21 protein-coding genes are annotated in these 21624 nt (G+C 57.6%); 11 read left to right on the top strand and 10 right to left on the bottom strand.

Translation table 11 applies throughout. The features are described 5' to 3' along the window. Positions 1–241 precede the first annotated feature (241 nt). The 3 genes from AB4Z51_RS24295 (at position 242) to AB4Z51_RS24285 (ending at position 2868) form a co-directional block, all read left to right on the top strand. Positions 242–733, top strand: a complete 492-nt coding sequence (locus AB4Z51_RS24295; protein WP_028160929.1) for a YciE/YciF ferroxidase family protein — start codon at positions 242–244, stop codon at positions 731–733. A gap of 9 nt (positions 734–742) precedes the next feature. Continuing rightward, positions 743–1282, top strand: coding sequence for a DUF4142 domain-containing protein (locus AB4Z51_RS24290; protein ID WP_028160928.1), 540 nt, complete (start codon positions 743–745; stop codon positions 1280–1282). 599 nt (positions 1283–1881) lie between these two features. Continuing rightward, on the top strand, positions 1882–2868 hold the full coding sequence (locus AB4Z51_RS24285) for an AI-2E family transporter (RefSeq protein ID WP_441498147.1): 987 nt from the start codon (positions 1882–1884) through the stop codon (positions 2866–2868). Positions 2869–3332: 464 nt separating this feature from the next. Here the strand turns inward: AB4Z51_RS24285 and treZ are convergent, their stop codons facing one another. The 4 genes from treZ to AB4Z51_RS24265 all read right to left on the bottom strand — a co-directional run bounded on the left by treZ (position 3333) and on the right by AB4Z51_RS24265 (position 7125). Then, positions 3333–5168 carry a malto-oligosyltrehalose trehalohydrolase gene (gene treZ, locus AB4Z51_RS24280; RefSeq protein WP_441498146.1) on the bottom strand — a complete coding sequence of 612 codons (1836 nt, stop codon included), beginning with the start codon at positions 5166–5168 and terminating at the stop codon, positions 3333–3335. Positions 5169–5435: 267 nt separating this feature from the next. After that, positions 5436–5603, bottom strand: coding sequence for a hypothetical protein (locus tag AB4Z51_RS24275; RefSeq protein WP_196236622.1), 168 nt, complete (start codon positions 5601–5603; stop codon positions 5436–5438). 29 nt (positions 5604–5632) lie between these two features. Next, complete coding sequence (locus AB4Z51_RS24270) at positions 5633–6808, bottom strand: zinc-dependent alcohol dehydrogenase (RefSeq protein WP_441498145.1); 1176 nt, start codon at positions 6806–6808, stop codon at positions 5633–5635. Between the two features lie 8 nt (positions 6809–6816). Further along, entirely contained in the window at positions 6817–7125 is a 309-nt protein-coding gene (locus AB4Z51_RS24265) for an SPW repeat domain-containing protein (protein WP_441498144.1), read from the bottom strand. Positions 7126–7808: 683 nt separating this feature from the next. On the opposite strand from AB4Z51_RS24265, the gene AB4Z51_RS24260 reads away from it, so the two are divergent. The 3 genes from AB4Z51_RS24260 to AB4Z51_RS24250 all read left to right on the top strand — a co-directional run bounded on the left by AB4Z51_RS24260 (position 7809) and on the right by AB4Z51_RS24250 (position 11325). Further along, positions 7809–8009 carry a hypothetical protein gene (locus AB4Z51_RS24260; protein ID WP_441498143.1) on the top strand — a complete coding sequence of 67 codons (201 nt, stop codon included), beginning with the start codon at positions 7809–7811 and terminating at the stop codon, positions 8007–8009. Between the two features lie 759 nt (positions 8010–8768). Then, complete coding sequence (locus tag AB4Z51_RS24255) at positions 8769–9110, top strand: hypothetical protein (RefSeq protein WP_441498142.1); 342 nt, start codon at positions 8769–8771, stop codon at positions 9108–9110. A 1981-nt stretch (positions 9111–11091) separates the two neighbouring features. Further along, positions 11092–11325, top strand: coding sequence for a hypothetical protein (locus AB4Z51_RS24250; protein ID WP_441498141.1), 234 nt, complete (start codon positions 11092–11094; stop codon positions 11323–11325). Between the two features lie 743 nt (positions 11326–12068). Here the strand turns inward: AB4Z51_RS24250 and AB4Z51_RS24245 are convergent. From AB4Z51_RS24245 to AB4Z51_RS24235, 3 genes are all read right to left on the bottom strand, one after another. Beyond that, on the bottom strand, positions 12069–12161 hold the full coding sequence (locus AB4Z51_RS24245; RefSeq protein ID WP_441498140.1) for a DUF2934 domain-containing protein: 93 nt from the start codon (positions 12159–12161) through the stop codon (positions 12069–12071). Positions 12162–12486: 325 nt separating this feature from the next. After that, a complete protein-coding gene (locus AB4Z51_RS24240; RefSeq protein WP_441498139.1) occupies positions 12487–12669 on the bottom strand; it encodes a hypothetical protein in 183 nt (60 codons plus the stop codon). Between the two features lie 834 nt (positions 12670–13503). Continuing rightward, complete coding sequence (locus tag AB4Z51_RS24235; protein ID WP_441498182.1) at positions 13504–14268, bottom strand: EAL domain-containing protein; 765 nt, start codon at positions 14266–14268, stop codon at positions 13504–13506. A gap of 320 nt (positions 14269–14588) precedes the next feature. On the opposite strand from AB4Z51_RS24235, the gene AB4Z51_RS24230 reads away from it, so the two are divergent. Then, a complete protein-coding gene (locus tag AB4Z51_RS24230) occupies positions 14589–14810 on the top strand; it encodes a DUF6894 family protein (RefSeq protein WP_441498138.1) in 222 nt (73 codons plus the stop codon). Here AB4Z51_RS24230 and AB4Z51_RS24225 read toward each other — a convergent pair. Continuing rightward, entirely contained in the window at positions 14800–15525 is a 726-nt protein-coding gene (locus AB4Z51_RS24225) for a Crp/Fnr family transcriptional regulator (protein ID WP_441498137.1), read from the bottom strand. The genes AB4Z51_RS24230 and AB4Z51_RS24225 overlap by 11 nt on opposite strands. Before the next feature lie 247 nt (positions 15526–15772). Between AB4Z51_RS24225 and AB4Z51_RS24220 the strand changes: the two genes are divergently transcribed. The 3 genes from AB4Z51_RS24220 (at position 15773) to AB4Z51_RS24210 (ending at position 18842) form a co-directional block, all read left to right on the top strand. After that, positions 15773–17044 carry a DUF892 family protein gene (locus AB4Z51_RS24220; protein ID WP_441498136.1) on the top strand — a complete coding sequence of 424 codons (1272 nt, stop codon included), beginning with the start codon at positions 15773–15775 and terminating at the stop codon, positions 17042–17044. A 450-nt stretch (positions 17045–17494) separates the two neighbouring features. Then, entirely contained in the window at positions 17495–18064 is a 570-nt protein-coding gene (locus AB4Z51_RS24215; protein ID WP_028160915.1) for a peptidase S14, read from the top strand. A 538-nt stretch (positions 18065–18602) separates the two neighbouring features. Continuing rightward, positions 18603–18842, top strand: coding sequence for a hypothetical protein (locus tag AB4Z51_RS24210; protein ID WP_441498181.1), 240 nt, complete (start codon positions 18603–18605; stop codon positions 18840–18842). 247 nt (positions 18843–19089) lie between these two features. On the opposite strand, the gene AB4Z51_RS24205 is transcribed toward AB4Z51_RS24210, so the two are convergent. Together AB4Z51_RS24205 and AB4Z51_RS24200 are read right to left on the bottom strand one after the other, a co-directional pair. After that, entirely contained in the window at positions 19090–19332 is a 243-nt protein-coding gene (locus AB4Z51_RS24205) for a hypothetical protein (protein WP_441498135.1), read from the bottom strand. A gap of 264 nt (positions 19333–19596) precedes the next feature. Next, the gene (locus AB4Z51_RS24200; protein ID WP_441498134.1) at positions 19597–19917 is read right to left on the bottom strand and encodes a hypothetical protein; all 321 of its coding nucleotides are present in this window, start codon (positions 19915–19917) and stop codon (positions 19597–19599) included. 139 nt (positions 19918–20056) lie between these two features. On the opposite strand from AB4Z51_RS24200, the gene AB4Z51_RS24195 reads away from it, so the two are divergent. Further along, positions 20057–20212 carry a hypothetical protein gene (locus AB4Z51_RS24195; protein WP_441498133.1) on the top strand — a complete coding sequence of 52 codons (156 nt, stop codon included), beginning with the start codon at positions 20057–20059 and terminating at the stop codon, positions 20210–20212. Positions 20213–21624: the final 1412 nt, after the last annotated feature.

The raw sequence follows: 21624 nt of genomic DNA, 5'->3' as shown, positions 1-21624 counted from the left end.
CGTCAAAATCCGCGCGCGCCCAATCTCGACAAGTACACCTCATCTCGACGTTGCTTTAGGATTGCGCGAAGCGGACTACGACCTCGAAACCGGCGACCTCCGACAGGATGCCACCACCGTGCTGCTGATCGACTAACTGCAGACTAGCGCTGTGTCGGTTTGCCTCGCACAAAACTACCTCGCAAGGAACCATACTCACGAGTTCGTGTTGTTGGGTACCAAATTTAAGCAGTGAGAGGACATCATGGCTACCAAGGATTTGAACGCGCTGTTTCTGGATACCCTTAAGGACATTTATTACGCCGAAAAGCAGATCTACAAGGCGCTGCCGAAGATGGCGAAGGCAGCCGACTCCGACCAGCTTCGCGCGGCTTTTGAAAAGCATCACGACGAGACCGAAGGTCAGATTGAGCGGCTTGAGCAGATCTTCGAACTGCTTGGCAAGCCTGCGCGCGGCAAGAAATGCGACGCGATCGAAGGCATTCTCGATGAGGGCACCGAGATCATGGATGAATACGAGGGCGAGCCCGCGCTCGACGCGGGGTTGCTCGCCGCCGCACAGGCCGTCGAGCACTACGAAATTTCGAGGTACGGCACGCTCAAGACCTGGGCGGCTAAACTCGGCATGAAGGACGCGGTGAAGCTCTTGGACCAGACGCTGGCTGAAGAGAAGAAGACCGATGACGCACTCAGCAAATTGGCCGATACGGCCGTAAATGCCGAAGCAGCATAGGAGTCGATCATGAAACGCACGCTTGCCGTCGCCGCACTCGGCGCCGTCTTCCTGTCAAGCACCGCGCTCGGCCAGTCGGCCGGCGAAAAGACCGGGATCAATTCCGCCCTCGGCATCGCGCCCAAGACCGAGGATTTCATCAAGGAAGCGGCGATGAGCGACATGCTCGAGATCGAAGCCGCCAAGATTGCGCAGCAGAAGGGAAATCCGACCGAGAAGACCTTCGCAGGCCAGATGATCACCGATCACACCAAGACGAGCTCCGAACTAAAGGCCCTGGTCTCCGGCGATATGAAGGCCGCGCTCCCGACTGCTCTCGACGATTCATCGCAAAAAAAGCTCGACAAGCTGAAGGATGCGAAGCCCGATGATTTCGCGTCGGAGTACGATCCGATGCAAGTCAGCGCCCACAAGGACGCGACGTCGCTTTTCGAGCGCTATGCCAAGGGCGGGGACGATCCGAAGTTGAAGGATTGGGCGGGCAAGACGCTGCCGGCGCTTCAGCATCATCTCGAAATGGCGGAGGATATGAACAAAAGCCGTAAATAGGCAAACCCAATAGCCGCCCCAAGGGCGGCTATTTTCATGAAACGGTTGGTTGCTTGGCACCACCTAACCGTCGAAACTAGTTGGTTTCGGGCCCACGTAGGTGACGGAGAGGGCTGGAGCGACGCTGTCCCGTAGAGTGAAGTTTTCGGCGTTACACTCGCAAGAGAAAGTGAGTTCCGGGTACGGACACTAGCTCTTAGGCCAGGTTTGTACATCGGGCAATCGGAGCAGGACTTGATATGGGCGCAACGGGCGAAGTTAGCGGGAAGGATGCCGGCGCAACCTCAAATCTGGAGGCCGAAGCCGCAGCCTTGGCAGCAAACACCGTAGACAACTCGGCTACGGTGGGCAAAGTCCCGGTAGTCCGCATTCGTCGAGCGCTGAACCGGTTTCGATCGACCGATCCACGACGATTTCGCGTTAGCGAAGAGGGCCAGCGCGGAGGCCATGACTGATACGGCAAAAGCAAGCGCAAAGCGATCTAAGACCGAGAGCCGTGACGCGACAGCGCGGGCTGCGAACGGACCGCTCCCTCTCGGCCCGGGCGCGCGCACGAACGGGCGGGTCGCGTTCGCGCTTGTGCTGGTGGCGCTTGGTTTGTGGACGGCATCCAGCTTTCTGCCTTCATTGATATGGGCGACTATTCTCGCTGTCGCTTTGTGGCCGCTATATTTGAAGTTCGCGACGCGATTCATGGGGGGCCCTCTCCGGCGGCCGCGATCGTTTTCACCGTGCTCGTTGCGCTGATCCTCGTCACGCCCATCTCGCTGGGAGTGTATACGATCGCCCAGCAGAGCGAACTGCTCCTCGAATGGTTCAAACAGGCGCGCGAAGGCGGGATCGACGTGCCGGATTGGGTCGCCCGCTTGCCCATCGCAGCCGAAAGTACCCAGCATTGGTGGCGAGCCAATCTGTCGGACCCAAAGGCTGCGACTGCTTGGCTGAAGACACTGAATGCCGACAATGTGTCGGATCTGTTCACGACACTCGGCGGCCAGTTGATCCACCGTCTATTTCTCCTGTTTTTCTCACTTCTGGCTCTGTTTGCTCTGCTGCGGAATGGGCGCGCAGTCGCCAGCCGCGTGCTGGAGACCTGCGATCGTCTTTTCGGCGAAGCAGGAGAGGGCCTTGTCGAGAAAATGGTCGATGCGACGCGAGCGACCGTTAACGGAACTGTGCTCGTCGCAGTCGGCGAGGGCATCGCGATCGGCCTCATGTACTTTGTGGCCGGTGTGCCGAACGCTTTGACCTTCCTGGTCCTTACGACCGCATTCGCGATGATTCCGTTCGGAGCGTGGCTGGCCTTTACCGTGGCGGCGATTGTAACGGTTTCGACGGGTGGCAGCGGATACGCTGCGGCTGCCGTGTTCGTTTGGGGTACGATCGTGATGCTCGCAGGCGATCATTTCGTGTGGCCGACGCTGGTCAGCGGTGCCGCAAGGCTCCCGTTTGTGATGGCGTTCGTCGGAATCTTCGGCGGGTTGGCAGCGTTCGGCCTTATTGGATTGTTCGTCGGCCCAGTCATCATGGCAGCGCTACTGTCGATGTGGCGTGAGTGGATATTTCGACCAGCGTCGCAGGAATGAGGGGCGGCCCCGCCGGTGATCTGAGTGTTCTGGCAGCGGTCACTGGCTTGTCTAGTGAACTAACGGAAATCCGCGTCTTCCTCTTGAGGGAATCGATGTGGAGATCCCGAACGTAGATATAAGGGCCCTCGGCAGGCTGCGCGGGTCCCGAAGCCGTTCGTGAAGATCGTCGCCGGAGACACCGGAAGGAAAAACCAGATAATTATGGCTCTTCGGGATCAGGCAGCGCGACTTTCACCAGCAGAAACGGCAACCGATCGTCGATACCGGGTAAGATAGGTGGCGGCCGTGAGTCCGGCCGGGCCRCCCCCGCTGAAGACAAGAACGGGTTCTCGTTTGATGGATCGACGCAATCATTCAAGGGGCCCCTCCAAGTGCCGTGGGGAAATGGGTCTGCCGCTAAACAGGACCTTGCAGTGGCGAGGCAGTGAGAAGCTCCAGGTGAATCAACATCTGGCGGCATCTCAAAGGGTAGGTTGCAGGCGAACAATAATGTCGGCCGGATGCAGATAGAGGTGGCCGCTCGCCGTCTCCGTGCCCCAAAGCGTCTCGCCTTCGATCAGCGACGGTCGCAGGATAGCTTGGCGTGAGAAGTTGGCAACGATTTGCAACACCTCACCCTTCGCTGTTTCCCAATGAACATTCAGGCCCCCAGACTGCCCATCATGCGATTCCAAAAGCTCGACTTTCGCCTTCGTGAAGCCCTCCTTGATACGCGGCACGATTGTCTCTTGGCGGATCGCCAGCACCTCTTTGGTGAGGGCGTGGAGTTCCTGACTGAGTGGTGCGCTTTCAAGGGTCCCCCAGTTCAGTTTGGAGGCTTTGAACGTCGCTTCGTCGCAGGGATCCGGAATCCGAGCACGCATCTCCGATGTCGAAAACGATTTGAAATGCGCGAATTCCTTTCGCCGTCCTTCGCGTGTGAGATCAGCGGCCTCCCCTTGCCAATCGGCAAAAAAGAGAAAGGGCGTCTCGGCTGCCGCTTCCTCGCCCATGAACAGCATCGGAATATGCGGGCTGAGAAGCAGCAGGACCATGGCCTGTTTAAGCTGCTCCGGGCTGACAAGCTGGGTCAGGCGCTCACCCAACGCACGATTACCGACCTGGTCGTGGTTCTGGGCGAAGAAGATGGTGGCTTCCGGCGGGAGATGCGCACTAGGCTCGCCGCGCGGCTTATCGTGTAGCGGAAACACCTCCCCCTGGTAGGCGAAGCCTTCCGTAAGCGCCCGGGCAAGATGCACAAGCGGCTTATCGGCAAATGCTCGGTAATAGCCCTCGTCTTCGCCGGTCAACAGGACATGCAGGGCATTGTGGAAGTCATCGCCCCACTGCGCATCGTAGAGTTTTGCCCGGCCACTTCTTCGCTCGAGCAGATGAGCCTGATTGGCTTCATTTTCGAGCATCAGGTGGACTTGCCGGCCAATCAACTGACTACGAACGGTCTCTGCCAGTTCAACGAGAAAGTGCTTGGTAGAATCATCTTGCAACGCATGAACGGCATCGAAACGTAAGCCATCGAAGCCATAGTCCCGAAGCCATAGCATGGCATTCTCGATCAGAAATTGCCGAACGAACGCGCCGTCTTTGCCTTGGAGATTGACGGCCGGACCCCAGCCCGTCGTATGACGGTCGGTGAAAAAACTTTCCGCGTAACTATGCAAAAAATTCAGTTGCGGCCCGAAATGATTGTAGACGACATCGAGATAAACCATCATATCCCGTTTATGTGCTGCGCGAAGCAAGCGCTTCAGCTCCTCCGGCCTTCCGTAGCGCGCGTTTGGCGCGTTTAGCAGCACGCCGTCATAACCCCAGTTATGCCGCCCGGGCACGTCATTGAGCGGCATGAGTTCAATGGCGGTAATCCCGAGATCGCGCAGGTAGTCGAGCTTCCTCTCGACGCCACCGTAGGTGCCTTCTTCCGAGAAGGTGCCGACATGAAGCTCATAGATCACGGCCTCGGCCCATGGGCGGCCCGGATACAGAATGGTATCGCGCAAGGCATTCGTGTCGATCACTTCGCTGGGCGCAGCCACATCATCGGGTTGAAAGCACGACGCGGGATCAGGGACTACAAGGTCGCCGTTGACGCGGAATTGGTAACGGCTGCCGACCTGTGCAAGCGCACTGAAAAACTGATGCCAACCATCCGCGCTTTTTGGCATTGGCTGGGGCTTCAATCCTTCTTCAAGCAATTCAACCGAGTTGGCCGAGGGCGCCCAGAGATTGAAGACAACTCCGTGCGGCGTTACCTGCGGGCCATGACTTCTATGCTTGCTTGTGATGCCCAGTTGTTCGTGCAACGTGTCCTCGCCTTTCCCATTGCCTTCTTTGCGATGGTTTCGTATTGGCGGTTTTCTCGCGACCGGCCCGGATATTGTCGCCCAGATTGGGAAAGGGCCGGCCCCTTTCTTGTGGATAGGCTTTTCGATTCTGACCTGCCTTCTTTCGAGGGTTAGATTTCTTCCAGTGAGCTCCGCGCGCAGTGCATTGTGGCTAGGGGACGCGCCCGACGACTAGGCGCGTCCCAAGTATGGACCACATCCATTCATTTATCTGCGCTGCGACCACTACGCGGTGTGGCCCGGATCGACGTCTTTCGGCGTCTTTTTCTTCCGCTGCGGGGTCATCTTCGTCGGGCTTTCTTTGCCAGGGACTCCGCGAGGTCCTAATTTCTCGCGCTGCAGATCCTCTTCAGAGAAATTCGGTTCGCGGCCATTGATCGGTTTGTCGGGCATTGACCTCTCCTATTTTTGGGACCGACGGTTCAAGGAGTGAGGACTACCTTGATGCAACCGTCCTTCTTGTCCCGGAAGGTTTCGTAAAGGCCCGGCCCATCCTGAAGCTTGGCGCGATGGGTGATGATGTAGCTCGGATCGATCTGGCCCTCCTCGATCCGGCGCAGCAGATCGAGCGCGTACCGGTTCACGTGGGTCTGCCCGGTACGGATAGTCAGCCCTTTGTTCATGGCCGCACCGAAGGGAATCTTATCGAGAAAGCCGCCGTAGACGCCTGGCACCGAGACGATGCCGCCCGGCCGGCACGCCATGATGGCCGCCCGCAGCACGTGGGGGCGGTCGGTGCCAAGCAGCACCGCGGCCTTCGCCTTGTCGAGGACGGCGTCGAACGAGGCGGTAGCGTGCGATTCCGCGCCGACGGCGTCGATGCACTTGTCGGGACCGTGACCACCGGTCATCTCCTTCAGCTTATCTAGGATGGTCTCGTCCACGCCGTCGTAGTCCAGGGCCTCGGCTCCCGACAGCCTAGCCAGCGCCAGACGCTCCGGAACGTTGTCGATTGCGATGACGCGTGCGGCGCCGAGCATCAAAGCGCTCTTGATACAGAATTGCCCCACAGGTCCGCAGCCCCAGATCGCAACGATGTCGGCTGGCTCGATCTCGCAATTATCGGCGGCCATCCAACCGGTCGGAAAGATGTCGCCGAGGAAGAGCGCTTGCTCGTCGCTCATCCCGTTCGGGATCACGATCGGGGAGACGTCCGCATAGGGTACGCGGACGTATTCCGCCTGGCCGCCCGCGTACGCTCCAGTGAGATGCGAATAGCCGAACAGGCCCGCAGTCGGGTAGCCAAAAGCCTTGGTCGCATTGTCCGCCGTACGGTTTGTGCGCTCGCAAACCGACCAATTGCCCTTGCGGCATTGCTCGCATTCGCCGCAGCAAATGGTGAACGGGACGACGACACGGTCGCCGACTTTCAGCTTCTTGTTGTCGGCTCCGACCTCCACGACCTCACCCATAAATTCGTGGCCGAGCACGTCGCCTTTTTCCATGAAAGGAATGTAACCGTCCATCAGATGGAGGTCCGACCCGCAGATCGCGCACGCTGTCATCTTGATAATGGCGTCTCGCCCGTCTTCAATCTTCGAGTCGGGAACGTTGTCGCAGCGAATGTCCCCTTTGCCGTGCCAACAGAGTGCTTTCATAAATTCTCCTACACTGCTGCTTCTGACGCAGTGCCCTGCGCCCGGATCTTTGTGGTGAAAGAGAGGAAGATGGACAGGGCGCCAATTACATAAACGAGCGCGCTGTCTCGCAAAGGAACGTGCAGAAGCGTCGGAACCACCAACATAGCGGCGCCGAACAGGCCATCCAAAAGAAGATGAAGATGGAGCCTGAGCACCCTTATCAAGCCGAGCTCATAGTCAGTGAGAAGGCTATAGCCGATGACCGCGGCCCCGAGCGCGATGAGGCCGACGATGTAGTCCGCGATCCCGTGAGCGATGGTCGGGATGAAACGCATGAATGCCTCAGTCCAGTGAGAGTACCGAACCAACCTGACGGTAGAAGAAGCGTTCCTAAAGGCTCTAGGTGCGCTGCTGGACATAGTTGCCGGGCAGCCGTTCGGGTCGCGGCGGGTGCCTTGGGCAGAGCAACTCTACAGAGCGCTGATTGTCCTGCGGGTGTCACCAACGGACCCGGCATGACCTATTGCGCTCACGGCCCTTGGGCTACGACCCTGGATATTACACGCCACGTCATGCCTATGGTCCGGGTCACGGGTATTATGGTCGCCGCCGAAAGGATTATCATCTGTGCCAGCGGTCGGTCCCAAACCTGGGATGGACTTATTGCTGCCGGTCGCGCCGCGCTGTAGCCGAGCTCGCGTTGAGGACCGACAGGCGATATCGGGTCAAACTCCAAGGGTTAATTTCACGGGCAGCCAACCTATCACAAAATTGCTTAAGACATCCGCCGGGTCCGTCGATGACCCTCCCGTTACCCCTCCAGTGGAGTCGGCAACGATATCTGCGCGTTCTACGCGAGGAAAGTTGGTCGGACACATGACAGCCGATTGTTTAGGAGCATACCCCGGGCGGGCGCCAGAATTGGTCACCTAAGTTGAAGGGGTTTGTACTGCCAAATGCGGATAGGAACATCGTCAATCCGACGCGATTGGTCGGTTTCAATCCTTAGGAGAATCCAATGGGCAATAGCGGTGTCGGCATGTTGCTGGGTGATACCTCGGCCACGCTTTTATGGGGGTGGTTTATCGGCGCATTTGTGCTCGGGGGCGCGATTCTCTATGGCGTGATGAAGACGGGCCGCTTACGCCGTAGCGAGCGGGCTCAGCTTGATCGCAATACTGCGGCTGCGCAGCGTCGCGATGACCCGCAGAAGCCGTAATTGTTATCGAGCGTGCGTGAGACGTTGCCGCCCCGGAATACAAATGCAAGAACGGTCTCCTGACATACTAAACTTCACCATCAATTTCGGTCCGCAGCATCCGGCGGCTCATGGCGTGCAGGCTTGTTCTTGAGTTGGACGGAGAAGTCGTGGCGCGAGGGGCGAACAACAGCGCGTGGCGCAAAGCATCTCGCAGCAGCTCGCGCGAAACCGTCAGAGTAAGGCGCAAGCCGCCGCTATCTAATATCATTGAACCCGCGCTGGCCCCGCGATGAAGCGGAGCCCGCTGGCGATGTTTTAGGAACAACTGCTATCAAATCCGCATTCAAGGAAGAAGGACGTTTTCAATTTCTGGCCAGGCTCAGCGGCTTCGAGCCGTATGATCAGCCTCGTTGCTGAACCTCCATTGTACGGGGCCCGTCGCCAACTATCGAGAAGCTGATACGTCGAGCGAATGAGGATGTGATGCCGTTTACGACAGGCGAGCCTTCGCCTACCGGCTTAAACCCTGGTCGGCTCATGACGAGGCTAAGCTTTGGGATATGCGGGCGTCTGGGGCCACCTGGCTACTAATTGCAAAGGAGCTGGGGCGAACGCAAGCTTGGTGCGAAAGCAGACGCGGCGCCCTCCGGGTGCGGCGCAAGACAATGGGCACCGCACAAACGTCTGATTGACTACCGCGCCCAGGCTAACGAATCGGGCACCCGAAGGCCCGGACCGTTGCTTCTGCTTACCATCCGCAACCTGGACTTTTAGGCAATGGTCCACTCCACTGACGACCGCCCAGGCTGGCGTTACCACACCCGGGTCCAGTCATTCCGCTTCTTCACGGTCATTCTTGGCTGGGCCCTATTGGTGGGGTCCTTCTATCAGAAGCCTGAACTCCTCACAGGCGCGCAGCGCTTGCTTCAGCACTTTATCGAGTCGATCGGGGATACAATTCCATCAGCGTGGGGGCCACGCATCGAATTCATCCTCCGGGAAATCGGGGGGATGATCTGGCTGCAGATCACTCTGGTGATTATGGCCCTGCGAGCTGTGTTGTCCGCCGTGGCCGGGATATGGCGCACGATAGCACGCCGTGACCGTCGTATGCATTGACTGTCGCACCCTCCGGCTGCCTGTGTACTTCGGTTATACGCCAAGTAACTCGAAATGGGATGGTCGAGTTCGCCCCGGACGAATAGCCGCCTTTTTGTATTTCGAACTGGCAAATTGAGGATGCAAATGAGAGATTCGCCGGAAGAATATCTGATTTCTTGTTCCGAATGCAGCGCGTGGCCTATGGCGGCGAACGTACCTGTAGGCTTCGGCTTCCCTTATCGGGAGCTCACCTTCGTTTGCGGGCGCTGCAGGTTTTCCAAGACGGTTCGTATATCGCGCAGCGGTAATCTGCACAAGAACGAGCAATCGCAGCGCAACCGGGTGGCCTTTATTTAGGAGCAGCTTGAACGCTAATTCACTTCCATGATAAAAACGCTTTGATCCGGACCTCGATAGCCATTTGATGGCTTTAAATATCTTAGACAGCTGTCTAGGAGGCCAGCCAAGCGCGCGCGACCACAGGTCGGATCGAGTTCGACAAGGACGGCTGGCGGCACTAAGGCGCGCACACACACGCGACCACCTGGGGGCATCGGATCGTGCCCAGATTGTTGCCGTTCGATAGACTAACGGAAACTTTAAGTCTGGTTCTGCGTTTCGTGCTCGTGGGAGAACGTGTTCGCACAGTCCGTCTGCAAGTCCATATGACGCAAGAAGAGGTGCGGGCGATCGACGACTTTTGGTTCGCGCAACGGCTCTCGAGCAAAGCGGAGGCGGTCAGAGAATTGCTCCGCCGGGGGATGGCCGTGACCACGGAGGCGGACCGACGCTGAGCCGCCTCAATCTCTATCCCAGGTGCTAGGTTCGCTAGGCGCGCGCCTAACCACGCACTCGCCACTCCATGGCGGCGATGATCAGCCGATCGCTCCAGTGCCGATGCACGCCATGATTAACATCATCATCAGCACGAGCCGCCCGTCTCAGAGTCTCTAAGTTCCAAAGCGGACATTAGTTTTTAAATCGAGGGGGCAGCCGAGGATCCGGCGTTCCTCGTTTAGGGGCGCCGCCGTCACGGGGGAGGTGAGCCGATGAAGCCCCATCGCCGCAGATCAAGCAGACCCAGTTCTCTGAGCGAATGGCCGAGCACGCGCGACTGCTGTGCGAAGAGGCCGAATTGCTTCCCATGGCCCTGTACGGGACGCGGCCTTCGCAGGGGGGCGCGAGAGGCCGAGACGGGCTTTCAAATGGGCGAGTTGGCTGAAATCATCTGCGACAAGATCGCCCGCGCGTCGACGCGGGTTCGGGAAGCCGTATCAAGTCTGACTGCACTCATTCACAGCGGTCACGCCGGGGCCAGCGTCGGGCCGTGAAGCTGTTTGAAGAACTGTCCGCAAATTACCCGGGCCAAGTCTCGCTCACGCATGGGCGCCACCAAGCTGAACATCGAAACGCTGAGGCAGGCAGTTCGAGACAATCAGGAGAAGGCCGACAACTGAGGCGGCCTGACTCAGTCCAAAAGTGGCCGCCCAACAAGACGAATTGCGGCGCTCAAAACGCCAAGATCGTGCCACGACCCAAATCATGGGTCCATGCACCTTGTGCCAAGCAACCAAAAAGCGACCTAGGGGCACTGCTGCGGCCGGTGCCACGTCGGTCCGCACGATCGCCGCAGCAACGAACCTAAGCATTGGCTCGCGCCCAAACGAAAGATCTTAGCCTCTCATTAGCAGGATTTAGTCAGCCACTTGGGAAGGGCCGTGGGGCACGTACGCGGCTAGGTGCTGGGGGTTGAAGGCCCGCCGGCAGCCAGCCCTCGACGGCCTTCCCTCACCGGTTCCGCGTTAAATACGTTTTTGACTGTGACATAGATGACATTGCGCGGCGTGAATGCTGCGGTAGGTTACCGCTCACCGGGGCTGGCAACATATTTCACTTAGATCGTTTTTCACCCGGATTTTTTTGAGAATGAGGCCGCAGCGGCCCCCCGCTGCGGCCTTTTTGCGTTGGGGATGGAAAACCGCGCGGGCTCGGAGTTGGCATGTCGAAAGCAATGGAGTTAATCGTCGCCGGTTACGTGAAAGCGAAGAGCCGGCGCGCCCTGTCAGATCTTCTCTCACATCGCCGGCGCGTACTCGCTGAGCTCGAGGCCGTCACGGGCATCAATCCGGCCAAGGCGGCGGAAGCGGTTCGGGACGAACTGTCAATCATCGAGGCGGGGATTGAAGAACTGAAGCCGCCGCCCGGTTCATTGCCGGAGAATGAATACAGCTAAGACAAAAACCTGCACCGAACCGAGATTTCGTTCGGGTCCTCCAAGAGTATCGTAGAAGCAAACGATCAGCGCGGGTATGCCCGGACAGCTGGACGCTCTCGATCGCGCCGCTGGCCGGTCGATCTTCGCGGATTGCCACCCAACTCACGTCCTTGGCTATAGACTGGCCCGAGCGCTTAGACTCGCGAAGGAATGCTGACAAAGTCGCTGCGAGATGACGGTCCGCGATGCCGACATGCGGTTGGTTGGCAACGCAACTTCGAAAGCTTGAGATAGACGTCGGCGACAATTGTACGATTTGAGCTTAAGAACCTCCTTATCGACGAGGTGATTTGATGCTCCGATGGCCTTTGCAATCGGCCCGTGAGTGTCGAGCGCTAGTCCTATCGAGCTTTGAAAGGACAGGCAGTAACCTAAAAGCCTCAGCGATGAGTCACGCGAGACCCCAGCGCCGGGCCGAGGGCGTGATGGCGCCGGGGTCTCTGGATAGGTTCCTACCTCGTGGGACTGAAGCCGTGCTGGTTCCTGCAAATGTCCTAATCTGTTCTGATGTGCCTAGTTAAGGCATCAGCCTTACGCGCGGAATAGCGCAAGAAATTAATTAGCGTACGCAAGGACAAATAACGGCCCGCATCTTTCGACATCATCGTTAGTCTGGCGGTTTATCGCTTCGTCTAAAGCGTATCTGGCGTGCGCCGGGGAGAGCTTTTGTCCTCGTTAATGAGCTCCTGTTCGGTGAGCCGCTAGAACTCCTCGTCCCGTCCTTCCGCCTTACCGGCCTTCTCCCACAGCTCGTAAGCTCGCGTGGCGATGGTTTCATCGATCTTATGTTTCATGTGTGCCTCTCTCACTGCAATCGTTTAGGAGCCGCTTCGATCTCTTCGATGATGCCCTCCACATCAGGTGTATCTTCACCGTTTGCCCTGTTGCATTCACAAGGCATCCCAGCTCCACACTGGGCATCCACCATCATGTTCGGTCCAAGCTTTGTCGGGGTGATTTTCACAGACCCAACCAAGACCTTGGCATATTGAGCATTTCACATCGGTCATGAGGTCCCAAGCCCTCGATGAGTACGACGTTCCAAAGAAAAGCCCCCGACTAGCGAGGGCTTAGTTTGTGTCAGAGAGGAGCCAGACCGCTCCTCACCCTGAGAGGACCTTAATGACGGAGCTGCCGCTCCAAGTCGATTGCTTGATCCGCGTTCGATGCTCTTTCCAGCAATGCCTTCCGCTCCTTGTCGTCGGGCAGCTTTTCAGCCTGACGACGCATGTCTTGAGCAAAATGCTGAAGTCTGGCTTCCAGGGAGTCGGTTTGCTTAAAGCGCCTGCGCTTTTTCGTCATCGCTTACTCCTAGTCTGGTGGCTGAAGTCCGCCAGATCGCAGCCAGTCGGTCATGTGAGAACCGGTCTCGCATTGACGCGCCTTTCGAAGAACGAGGTCCCGCTCCAATCCTAGGGGCAAGGACTCGGCCTGCCTGCGAAGCCGCAGTGCCTCCTCGCCGAGACTTTCTTCGAACGACTTTTCTAACTTAATACGACGTYGTTTGAGCAATAGCGTACCTCCTCGCTTGAGTAGGGCGGGAGCGCGACTAGCGTTCTCATCACCGATGGGTGCCAAGATCTATGCGATGGTTTTAGAGTAAGGTTTTCAGCGGCAAGCCGATATAACAATCGTTAAGACTTAGAAAACCTTTTTGATGCGCTCGCGCGCATCAATCCTTCGCCCGTGATGTCGCGAATTCGAATTCCGCCGCTAACCAAGTGTCGAGAGCCATACGCATCTTGCCTCACGTGCGGGATACCAGTCGGTCCCGACATTGCCCATGTACCCCAACTCCCCACCTTCTCTTTTCCCGAGATAGAGCGCTGCGGCACCTGCTCGGTCCTTGATGAGGCGGCTACAATCAAGAAGCGTGCTTCTACGCAGATGGCACACCGAGAAACCACGACAACGAAGCGTAATGAAACTTACGCTGTTGGCCCATTGCGTCGGCTGGCGCAGAGCCGTGGCATGTCTTAGACTAGCGACGCTTGCTGGGTCTGAAACACCGCAACGCTTTACAACAGGAACGGAAGTCTCGGCTTCAGCGCTGTCTTGATTGGACATGTGGAAGCACTATGACGATAACGCAATCGGGAACGATTTGTGTACCCGACATTCGAAATGTCACTGTGCCTACGCGACCATACTATCTGCCTTCGGCATGTTGTCGATGGGCGGCAATGACATCAACGCTGGTTTGGCAAAATAATAGCCTTGAAATAGCTTGATGCCGGCAGCACGAAGGACCGTCAATTCAGCTTCGCTTTCGACGCCCTCCGCAAGCACGATGATGTTGAGATCGCGTGCCATTGACGCCAAGCCTGCTATAATCACCTGCTTTGCTTGGCTGACATGGATGTTTCTGAGAAGCTCCATATCGATCTTGATCAAGTCGGGCTGCAGACGGGCGAGCAAACTTAAGCCGGCATACCCTGCTCCAAAATCATCGAGCGCGGTCAAAAATCCGAGTTTCTTGTAGGTGACGACAATGTTCTCCACATGCGCAGGATCATTCATACGTTCGTTCTCGGTGAATTCGAACATCAAATTGCGCGCAGGGAAGTCCGCTCGTCGCGCTGCTGCAAGAGACTTCTGAATGCACGCCTTCGGTTCATATACTGCGTTCGGCATAAAATTGATCGATAGCCGTGCGGAGGGGTCATCAAACAACTTTCCCGCCGTTTCGATTGCCATCACGCGCGCTGCCTGATCGAAGCGGTAGAGTTGGCTTTCCGTGAGCTGGCTCAGGATGCTGTGTGCACCTTCGCCTTTTGCGCCGCGCACTAGCGCCTCATATCCCCAGATAGAGTGCTGCGACACATCGACGATCGGTTGGAATGCCATCTTGAACGTAAACGGCAGCTCGGATGCCTCTGAACACGCCTGGCACTTTCCCATCACCGGTCCCCCATTTCCCAATCGATTGTAAAGGAAAGCGGTTAAAGACAGCTTGCATTGCTTTTCCGCCAAACAAAGCGCCAACCGCGATTTGGCTCTGTGCACTTTTGTACACTACCCGCGTCTCCGGCCGCGAAAGGCCAAAGCGGTGTCCCGTATGCTTATCGAGCCCAAAGCCCACAATTCATCATTCTTGCGATCGGGCCTCACGCTCCGACCAGATCTTTCCCCACACCATTCCGAGCAGCCAGTCGCGAGTTCCTTGAGCACTGACGTTGGCAAGCCGAGGAACGAGGGATGATCGACCACGTTCGCTTATCATGTCTCGCTACTTCTTCAGTATTGCAAACGGTCATCCCTTCGAAGATGACGAAGGGACCGATCTGCCGGACGATACGGCCGCTTGGCGCGAGGCGGTTCTGACCGTCCGAGACATCGAGAGCGCTCTCCAGCCCGGCGGATGCTGGACGCTCGAAGTAAGGCGCGACGGTGRGATCATAATCCGAATTGATATACGGGCGACGACGATCGCTAACTTGTAGACTTCAAGTGCAGATAGCCGTCTTCGAAGCCGCCAAAAGACTCCAGTTTCTCGCGCTGCAAAATGCGGAATCGGCCGCGCTGTACTTCGACTAAACCCTCCCGGCGTAGTTCCTGCAGGACACGATTCACATGGACCGCTGAAAGGCCCAAACAATCGCCGAGATCAGCCTGGGTAATTGGGAACACGAACTCATCATTCCTCGCCTGACCGATCGCTTCCAACCGGCGGTAGATTTCCATCAGTAAATGAGCCAAGCGAGAATTTGCTGGTCGTCCGCCCAGGTTAGCGATCCATTCTCTAAAAATGGCGGCGTCAACGAGCGTTTCGCGCCAAAAAGCGTCCGCCACAACAGGTCTTGCGCGACCGAGGGCTTTGATAGCGTCGTGTGAGATCAAGCCAATTACGCACGGGGACATGGCTACAAGGTCGTGATCCATCACATGCAGGTGCAAGCTCTGCATATCGGGGATTTCGCCGGGAACGTGGAGCGACAATAGCTGGCGGCGTCCATCGACGATCGTCTTGGCTCGGTAGGCGAAGCCGCTGAACAATAGGCAGCAGTCGGTGGGCCTGTCTCCGTCAGCGACAATGCGTTGCTGTGACTCGAGATCACGCCGTCGGATCGGCAGCGCCTCAATCGCTCGGAGATCGTCGTCGCTCAAATCGTTCGAGATCTTCAGTTTCGTAACGAGAGCAGTTGCCAAATTGGTCATCTAGCTGTCCCCTACGGATGATGTGCAAATATCGCCAAATGCTAAGAAACGGCACTATGAGCAAGCGAATTCTTAGCCGAGCGTCCAGTTTCTTCGCAAATGTTAAAGAGTCGCCCCTTCGAGTTACGCCTCTCGGCGCTGCCTTCGCAAAACGAAGTATTAGACCGGACGCGTCGCCCCACCTTATTAGGAACAACGCATCTAACCGCCGGTTCGAGAGGTATCTCTCACACTGTCGAGGCCTACTATGTATCACCATGTCAAAAAGCTGATGTTCACCGTCCGCGTCGATGAGCCTGACGTGCGGTTCGGCAACATGCTGCTCGAACAATTCGGCGGCGCCAATGGCGAGCTGGCTGCAGCCATGCAATATTCCATTCAGGGGATCAACTGCGAGGATCCCGACCGCAAGGATCTTCTGATGGATATCGGCACCGAGGAGCTCAGTCACCTCGAGGTGGTTGGTACGCTTGCCCGCATGCATCTCAAGCCGGCCAAGTTCGACCGTGAGGCAGCCGAGGCTGATCCGTTGATCGCTATAGCGGGCGGCGGCGGGGTCAATCTGTTCAATTCCCAAGGCAACGCCTGGACGGCCGATTACCTCAAGATCACCGGTGAACTTGATGTCGATCTGCGTAGCAATATCGCCGCCGAGGCGCGGGCCAAGATCGTCTATGAACGCCTCATCAATTTCTGCGACGATGCCGGGACCAAGGATGCGCTTCAGTTCCTGATGACCCGCGAGATTACACATATGAAGGCGTTCTCGGCCGCCTTGGAGAGCATGAACAAGCCCGCCTTCAGCATTGGCCGCATTGCGCCCACACCAGGCCTCGTCAACCAGTTTTTCAACGACTCGACCGGCAGCGGAGATCACGGCGAAATCGACACGCGCGGTCCCTGGAACGAGGGCAGCGACTGGGTCTTCACGGAATCTCCGGCCATTCAAGCCGGTGGCGAAACTGGGTCGACAGCAATCGTCGCTGAGAGCTCGTCGCCTGTCGATGAGGCCGGCCTCAGCGACCTCTTGATCGATCAGCTGCGCGATATTCTACATGCTGAAAAGCAGCTCACTAAAGCTCTGCCGAAGATGGCCGAAGCCGCGCGGTTCGATCAGTTGCGCGAGCTATTTGAACTTCATCTCAGCGAGACCGAAACGCAGGTCGAACGTATCAACGAGTGCTTCGAATTACTTGGCAAGCCCGCCCGCGCCAAGCCCTGTAAAGGGATGGCCGGCCTTGTTGAAGAAGGCCAGGAAGTTATCGCTGAGGGTGAGGACAAGGAGGATGCGGCTGCTGATCTCGCCTTAATCGGAGCCGCCCAACGCGTCGAACATTACGAGATTGCCGGCTATGCGACGGCGCGCGGTTTAGCGCAACAGCTGCGGCACAGTCAGATCGTCAACCTCCTCTCGAAATCGCTGGCCGAAGAAGAAAACGCAGACCAGTTGCTCAATCAGGTCGCACGCTCTTTGATGTCCATCGCAAAAATGCCGGCTGCGATCGAGCAAACTGCGTAAGAGACAGCTAAGAGGAGAGGGCACCCGGCCCTCTCCGTGCCCCTCGCGTTCGTTACTTGGACCGCGCTTCGTGTGTTCACTGGCTTAGCTGGAGCGAGCCTTAAAGCGTATCCGGCAATTTTAATTCGCGCTTGATGACTTCGGCTTCAAGCTGCCGTTTAGGCTCATCCAAAAGCTCATCCGGCTTGGTCCCAGAGCTGGAAACACGCTCAAAAGCACGCCCCTGCCTCCGGGGCAACTGCTGAGGAGGATCCGGAGGCAGGAACCGTGCAGGCCGATATGCACCAGTACGCTACAAATCCGGCCTGATGATTCAAGCCACGGCTCGTGAGCCCGTTCCTATGTGAGTAAGAGCGTCGAGCCGACGCAGGTTAAAGCCGGTGGCGAAAGCCATTGCGGGAGCGACGGCATGTTCTCTGCATAGCGACAGTGAACTGAAAGGTCCGAGCAATGAAACTGGAACGCCTTAAAGCAATAGCCTTCAAGTCACCTGCCATCGCTTTATCAGGTGTCGTCGACTATGAAATGTACACGAAGTTTAGGACCCAGTTCGACCAGGCCTCTGATGCCGAGATGGTCGTCACCGAACTCTCGACGCTCGGCGGGGACCCTGAAGTCGCCCGCATGATGGGCGAGGATATAAGGTTCGCGAGCGAGATGGAGCCCGAGCGTCGATTTATCTTTCTGGGGAAAGCAGCTATCTACTCGGCGGGCACCACGTTCATGAGTTTTTTCGCGCGCAAGAACCGCTACCTCGCCCGCGGCACGCGACTCATGGTTCATGAGCGGAAGCTTTCGAAACAGTTGACTCTCGACGGCCCCTTGACGACATGCATCGCAACCGTGAAAGCAACGCTCAACGAAATCGAATGCTCAATCGCCATCCAGAATGAAGGGTTTCAGAATCTCATTGTCGGCTCAGATGTTACGCTTGAAGAGCTTCTCCATAAGGCTCCGTCGAACTGGTACTTGGAAGCGCAGGAAGCCAAGGAGCGCGGGCTTGTTGAGGACGTCCTTTAGTGCCGAGTGCGCCTACTGCCCTTGGCGGCCCGATTTGATTGTGGAGGCCGAACGCATTGGCTGGATCCGAAAAGGGGGAGGCCCCTCTTCACAGGAGAGCCTAGCTATCACGCCCGCGTCTGAGCTTCGGATTTTAGGTGCCGAAGGCACCGGCGCGATACGCGGCAGCCCAACGGTCCAGTTGATTTTGCACTAGTGCTGCTGACAAGGCGATCACGAACCAGCAGAACGACGTCCGCCGGCAGAGCTGCGCCGGGGCAGCAGCACTCAATGCGCAGGAAAGACCGGGTCTTCCGGGGCCGCCTGCGCTGCCATGTAACTAGGAGCCATCCACTCTATCGACGTCGCGACGCGCAAACAATGTAAAGCTCGCGCCCCTTGTCGGTTGGCTCATCTTCCGCGGACCGGAGCGGGAGTGCAAGATCGTCGGCCGTAAATACTGGGAGCAAAGGGGCACGGCAGGAGCTATGATCTCGTCCTTCGCGATCGAGGTCATTTGCTTACGAGGAGTTTGATGGTGCTGAGAATTCTACAAGGAATGCTCGTGGCGACCGCGGCTCTCGCGTTTATTGGTGGCACGCAAGTGGCGGGTGGTTGTGGCGAGGGTTGTCACATGACAAGCGGTGGCGCATGCGTGGTTGACGGCTGGGACACAGGAGCCAAGGTTCGCAACGAATGCCCAGCGACCTCTCGCCCCCGTCCACCCTGCGGCGGCGGTGATTTCGTTTGGGACCGCAAGAAGCAGGCATGCTTCCAAAATAACCGCGACTGGTACTGATCTCGGCAGGACGGGCTCTTCCGCTTGCCGCCGAAGAACTATTGTGGCTCGGTTGGCTTAACTCGCTCGAGGCTTTCGGCCTCGGCGGCGGCGCACGCGTCCATGCCATGGCACCTGCTTAGATAGTACCGAGCGCCCGCGACGATCGAGCAAACAATCAATACGGAAACCAGCAAGAAGATCACCCACCGTCTATTCGACATGACTATGACCTTCTGGCGAAGAGGTGGGGTGCGGGCGGAATTGCTTAGCCCTGTCGCGGCGTTGGCGGGTCCCGCCACTCCAGCTCAGTCCCGTCGGGCATCGTGCCCGACTTATAAAAGACCTTGCCATCCTCCCGTACAACGAAAGGGTCATTGCCCCCGTCGCCCAGTCTTCCCTCGACAATCTTCAGCGCTTCGGCAATTGCAGCATGGTCGCTTGTGGCTTCTTCCAACTTATGCGGCAGAGAGCCGCCGTCCTCAAGAAAAATTGTCAGGGTGTATGCCATAGCCGAGTGCCGAACCCAGTTTATGCCGAGCGCTCCAGATCGCGCACATGCACAACGCACCAGCAAACGACTGTTCCTCACAATGGGGCGGATTTTTAAATCAGTGATGGGATGAACGCGGCGCTGGACACACCCGAAGTCGTTCCTTGCTGGGGATGGGCTCCAACCGCGATAGGCGGGCCATCGGGCTTGCCGGTCCCATCGCCTGCCGAAAGGGCGCCTTGACGCCGAACGCCTCCGGCTTTTTTCGCTGGAATGCCATGGCTAGACGAGTCGCATGCTGAACTGTCGCGTGTCCTGCGGCGCGTGGCGATCGACGAATTCTTGAAGGTGAGAAGGCACGTCGCTGAGTAGAAGATCGCAGCGATGCTGGATCTCGCGGGCAACATCTTCGGAAACGTCTTCGGACCAGCGCTCTTCCGTATTGAAGGCAACGACCTTGATGGGCCTGCAATACTCGCCGCCGATCAGATCCTGAATGACCGTCTCGAGGTCGGCGGTCTTCAGGTCCGTCTCACGCCAGGCGCTGCCCGCGCGCCCGAAATCATCGGCGACGAGATAGACTGTCGGCGGGTTGACCGGCACGACCGAGGGTGTCCAGCGAGACTGACGCATAACAACTCCACGCCACAGAACCGGGATTCAAGTAGACGCGGTGCGATTAGTTCCGGCCTGAGGAACGCCTGTGGGGCTCAAAGCTTGTGCTGTGTACAGAGGAGAGAACATGAGCCAAGAAACACCAAAAGACGATCCCCGGAGACAGTCCGATCAGACGACGCATAAGCAGACGGAGAAGCCTTGGAAGGGCAATCCGGAGAAAGAGCAGCGCAACGAGGCCGGCATCGACCTTGAAAACTGGCAGAAGACGAACACGCACTGAGGGAATTTGCTCTCGCTAGGAAGCACTGTGCTGCCGCCCCGACGAAATCTGAATGGCGGCCCGAACAATGCCGATGCACATGATGAATACTATCCTATCTACAGCAGCACCGTGTTTGCATTCTCTATTGTCAGCGTCGCGGCGCAGCCTGCCAGCGCTTCGAGCGGATCGGTCACGGGTGAATCCCGCGGGCCAGCTGGACGGCCCCGAGTTCAGATCCGCGCGGTAACCATTGCCATTTCACCTGGCTCGTGTAGCAGGAGCAGCGGCACGTCTGCTTTCGGCGGGAAGATGAAAGTGATCGGGGGCAAAACAAGATGCCAGACTGCAAGGCCGCAAAGCCAGCATCCGCAGAAGCCGCACTGAGGCTCTAGCGGAGGAGACTAAAAGATGCCTCCGAATGCCGACACGGTCTTTGCTGTACTGTTGACGACGGCTTTGCTGTACCTCATTGCTGTCCACTAGCCGCTAAACTAACCCATCGCACCACACGTCGATAGTTTGTCCAAGGCTGGTATGGACTTTCTGGCCGGAGCCGTGTGATCCGAGCAAGCCGCTGCGCACGGCTACCCGCGCCGGGCAGCGTCAGCGACTTCAAGTGCATCCCGCCAGCATCGCCAGCAAGGCCGTGGACGCGACCGGGATGGGTCTCCTAGATAATTCAAGGTGGTGCTAAATATTCGTTCCGATGCGCACAGCGGGGGTCATTGCTCGTCTGGAGCTTTTTGGCTTTGACCCGCAGCGGATATGATCAGCAGCGCTGTATGGCTAGGACATTCCGCGCCAGACACAGTGCCCGTTTGTCCGGTCGAGCGAGCGGCGTGTTAGGGGGACGTCTCCACCTCGAGAGAGGTGTTGTTGACGAGCCGGTTCGCAAGCGCGTGAGCTTCGTCCGGGCCTATAGCGATTATCTGCCCCACGCCGCCTGTGGCTCCCTAATTACGGTCTGCATTACGGCTTGGCTTCTAACCCGGATGTCGATCTTCTTTCCGACATTGACCGAACTGAAATTTGCGAAACCCTTCTGCTGCCCTCCGATAGCCGGAAGGACACCATTGGCGTGCCGTTGCGGGCGTCGCGGCGGCCTCGATCACATCCAACATCAAGCAATTGCCGAAGCGGCCCAAGAGAATACAGACAACATCGTTGATGCAGCTACGGCACGTTCAAAGGTGAAGAGCAAAGTCTTCGTCATAGTATGCTCTAGATTGCAATTATAAATCATGTCAATCATAGATCTCATTTTGGCGTGTGTCTGCATCTGGCCGATTCCGTTGAAGAAGTCGGTCTTCGAGCAAGACGGCCGCAATTCGCAGCGCGAACCGACCGCCTCTTAGGTCGGTTTTGGCTGCGGCGCTGGGATCAGCTTGGCTAGTTTCCGGAGGTTCTGGGCGGCTGCAGCGAGAAGGAAC

Source organism: Bradyrhizobium sp. 2TAF36 (genome assembly GCF_052114925.1).
GTDB lineage: Bacteria > Pseudomonadota > Alphaproteobacteria > Rhizobiales > Xanthobacteraceae > Bradyrhizobium > Bradyrhizobium barranii.
Note: the sequence above shows the minus strand (reverse complement) of the source record. Positions and strands in the feature narration are given on the sequence as shown.

Excerpts from the sequence above, each read along its gene's own strand:
- AB4Z51_RS24290 (WP_028160928.1), top strand. The coding sequence starts at position 743 with ATGAAACGCACGCTTGCCGTCGCCGCACTCGGCGCCGTCTTCCTGTCA.
- AB4Z51_RS24275 (WP_196236622.1), bottom strand. The coding sequence starts at position 5,603 with ATGCCCGACAAACCGATCAATGGCCGCGAACCGAATTTCTCTGAAGAG.
- AB4Z51_RS24270 (WP_441498145.1), bottom strand. The coding sequence starts at position 6,808 with ATGAAAGCACTCTGTTGGCACGGCAAAGGGGACATTCGCTGCGACAAC.
- AB4Z51_RS24265 (WP_441498144.1), bottom strand. The coding sequence starts at position 7,125 with ATGCGTTTCATCCCGACCATCGCTCACGGGATCGCGGACTACATCGTC.
- AB4Z51_RS24260 (WP_441498143.1), top strand. The coding sequence starts at position 7,809 with ATGGGCAATAGCGGTGTCGGCATGTTGCTGGGTGATACCTCGGCCACG.
- AB4Z51_RS24255 (WP_441498142.1), top strand. The coding sequence starts at position 8,769 with ATGGTCCACTCCACTGACGACCGCCCAGGCTGGCGTTACCACACCCGG.
- AB4Z51_RS24250 (WP_441498141.1), top strand. The coding sequence starts at position 11,092 with ATGTCGAAAGCAATGGAGTTAATCGTCGCCGGTTACGTGAAAGCGAAG.
- AB4Z51_RS24245 (WP_441498140.1), bottom strand. The coding sequence starts at position 12,161 with ATGAAACATAAGATCGATGAAACCATCGCCACGCGAGCTTACGAGCTG.
- AB4Z51_RS24240 (WP_441498139.1), bottom strand. The coding sequence starts at position 12,669 with ATGACGAAAAAGCGCAGGCGCTTTAAGCAAACCGACTCCCTGGAAGCC.
- AB4Z51_RS24235 (WP_441498182.1), bottom strand. The coding sequence starts at position 14,268 with ATGGGAAAGTGCCAGGCGTGTTCAGAGGCATCCGAGCTGCCGTTTACG.
- AB4Z51_RS24225 (WP_441498137.1), bottom strand. The coding sequence starts at position 15,525 with ATGACCAATTTGGCAACTGCTCTCGTTACGAAACTGAAGATCTCGAAC.
- AB4Z51_RS24220 (WP_441498136.1), top strand. The coding sequence starts at position 15,773 with ATGTATCACCATGTCAAAAAGCTGATGTTCACCGTCCGCGTCGATGAG.
- AB4Z51_RS24215 (WP_028160915.1), top strand. The coding sequence starts at position 17,495 with ATGAAACTGGAACGCCTTAAAGCAATAGCCTTCAAGTCACCTGCCATC.
- AB4Z51_RS24210 (WP_441498181.1), top strand. The coding sequence starts at position 18,603 with ATGCTCGTGGCGACCGCGGCTCTCGCGTTTATTGGTGGCACGCAAGTG.
- AB4Z51_RS24205 (WP_441498135.1), bottom strand. The coding sequence starts at position 19,332 with ATGGCATACACCCTGACAATTTTTCTTGAGGACGGCGGCTCTCTGCCG.
- AB4Z51_RS24195 (WP_441498133.1), top strand. The coding sequence starts at position 20,057 with ATGAGCCAAGAAACACCAAAAGACGATCCCCGGAGACAGTCCGATCAG.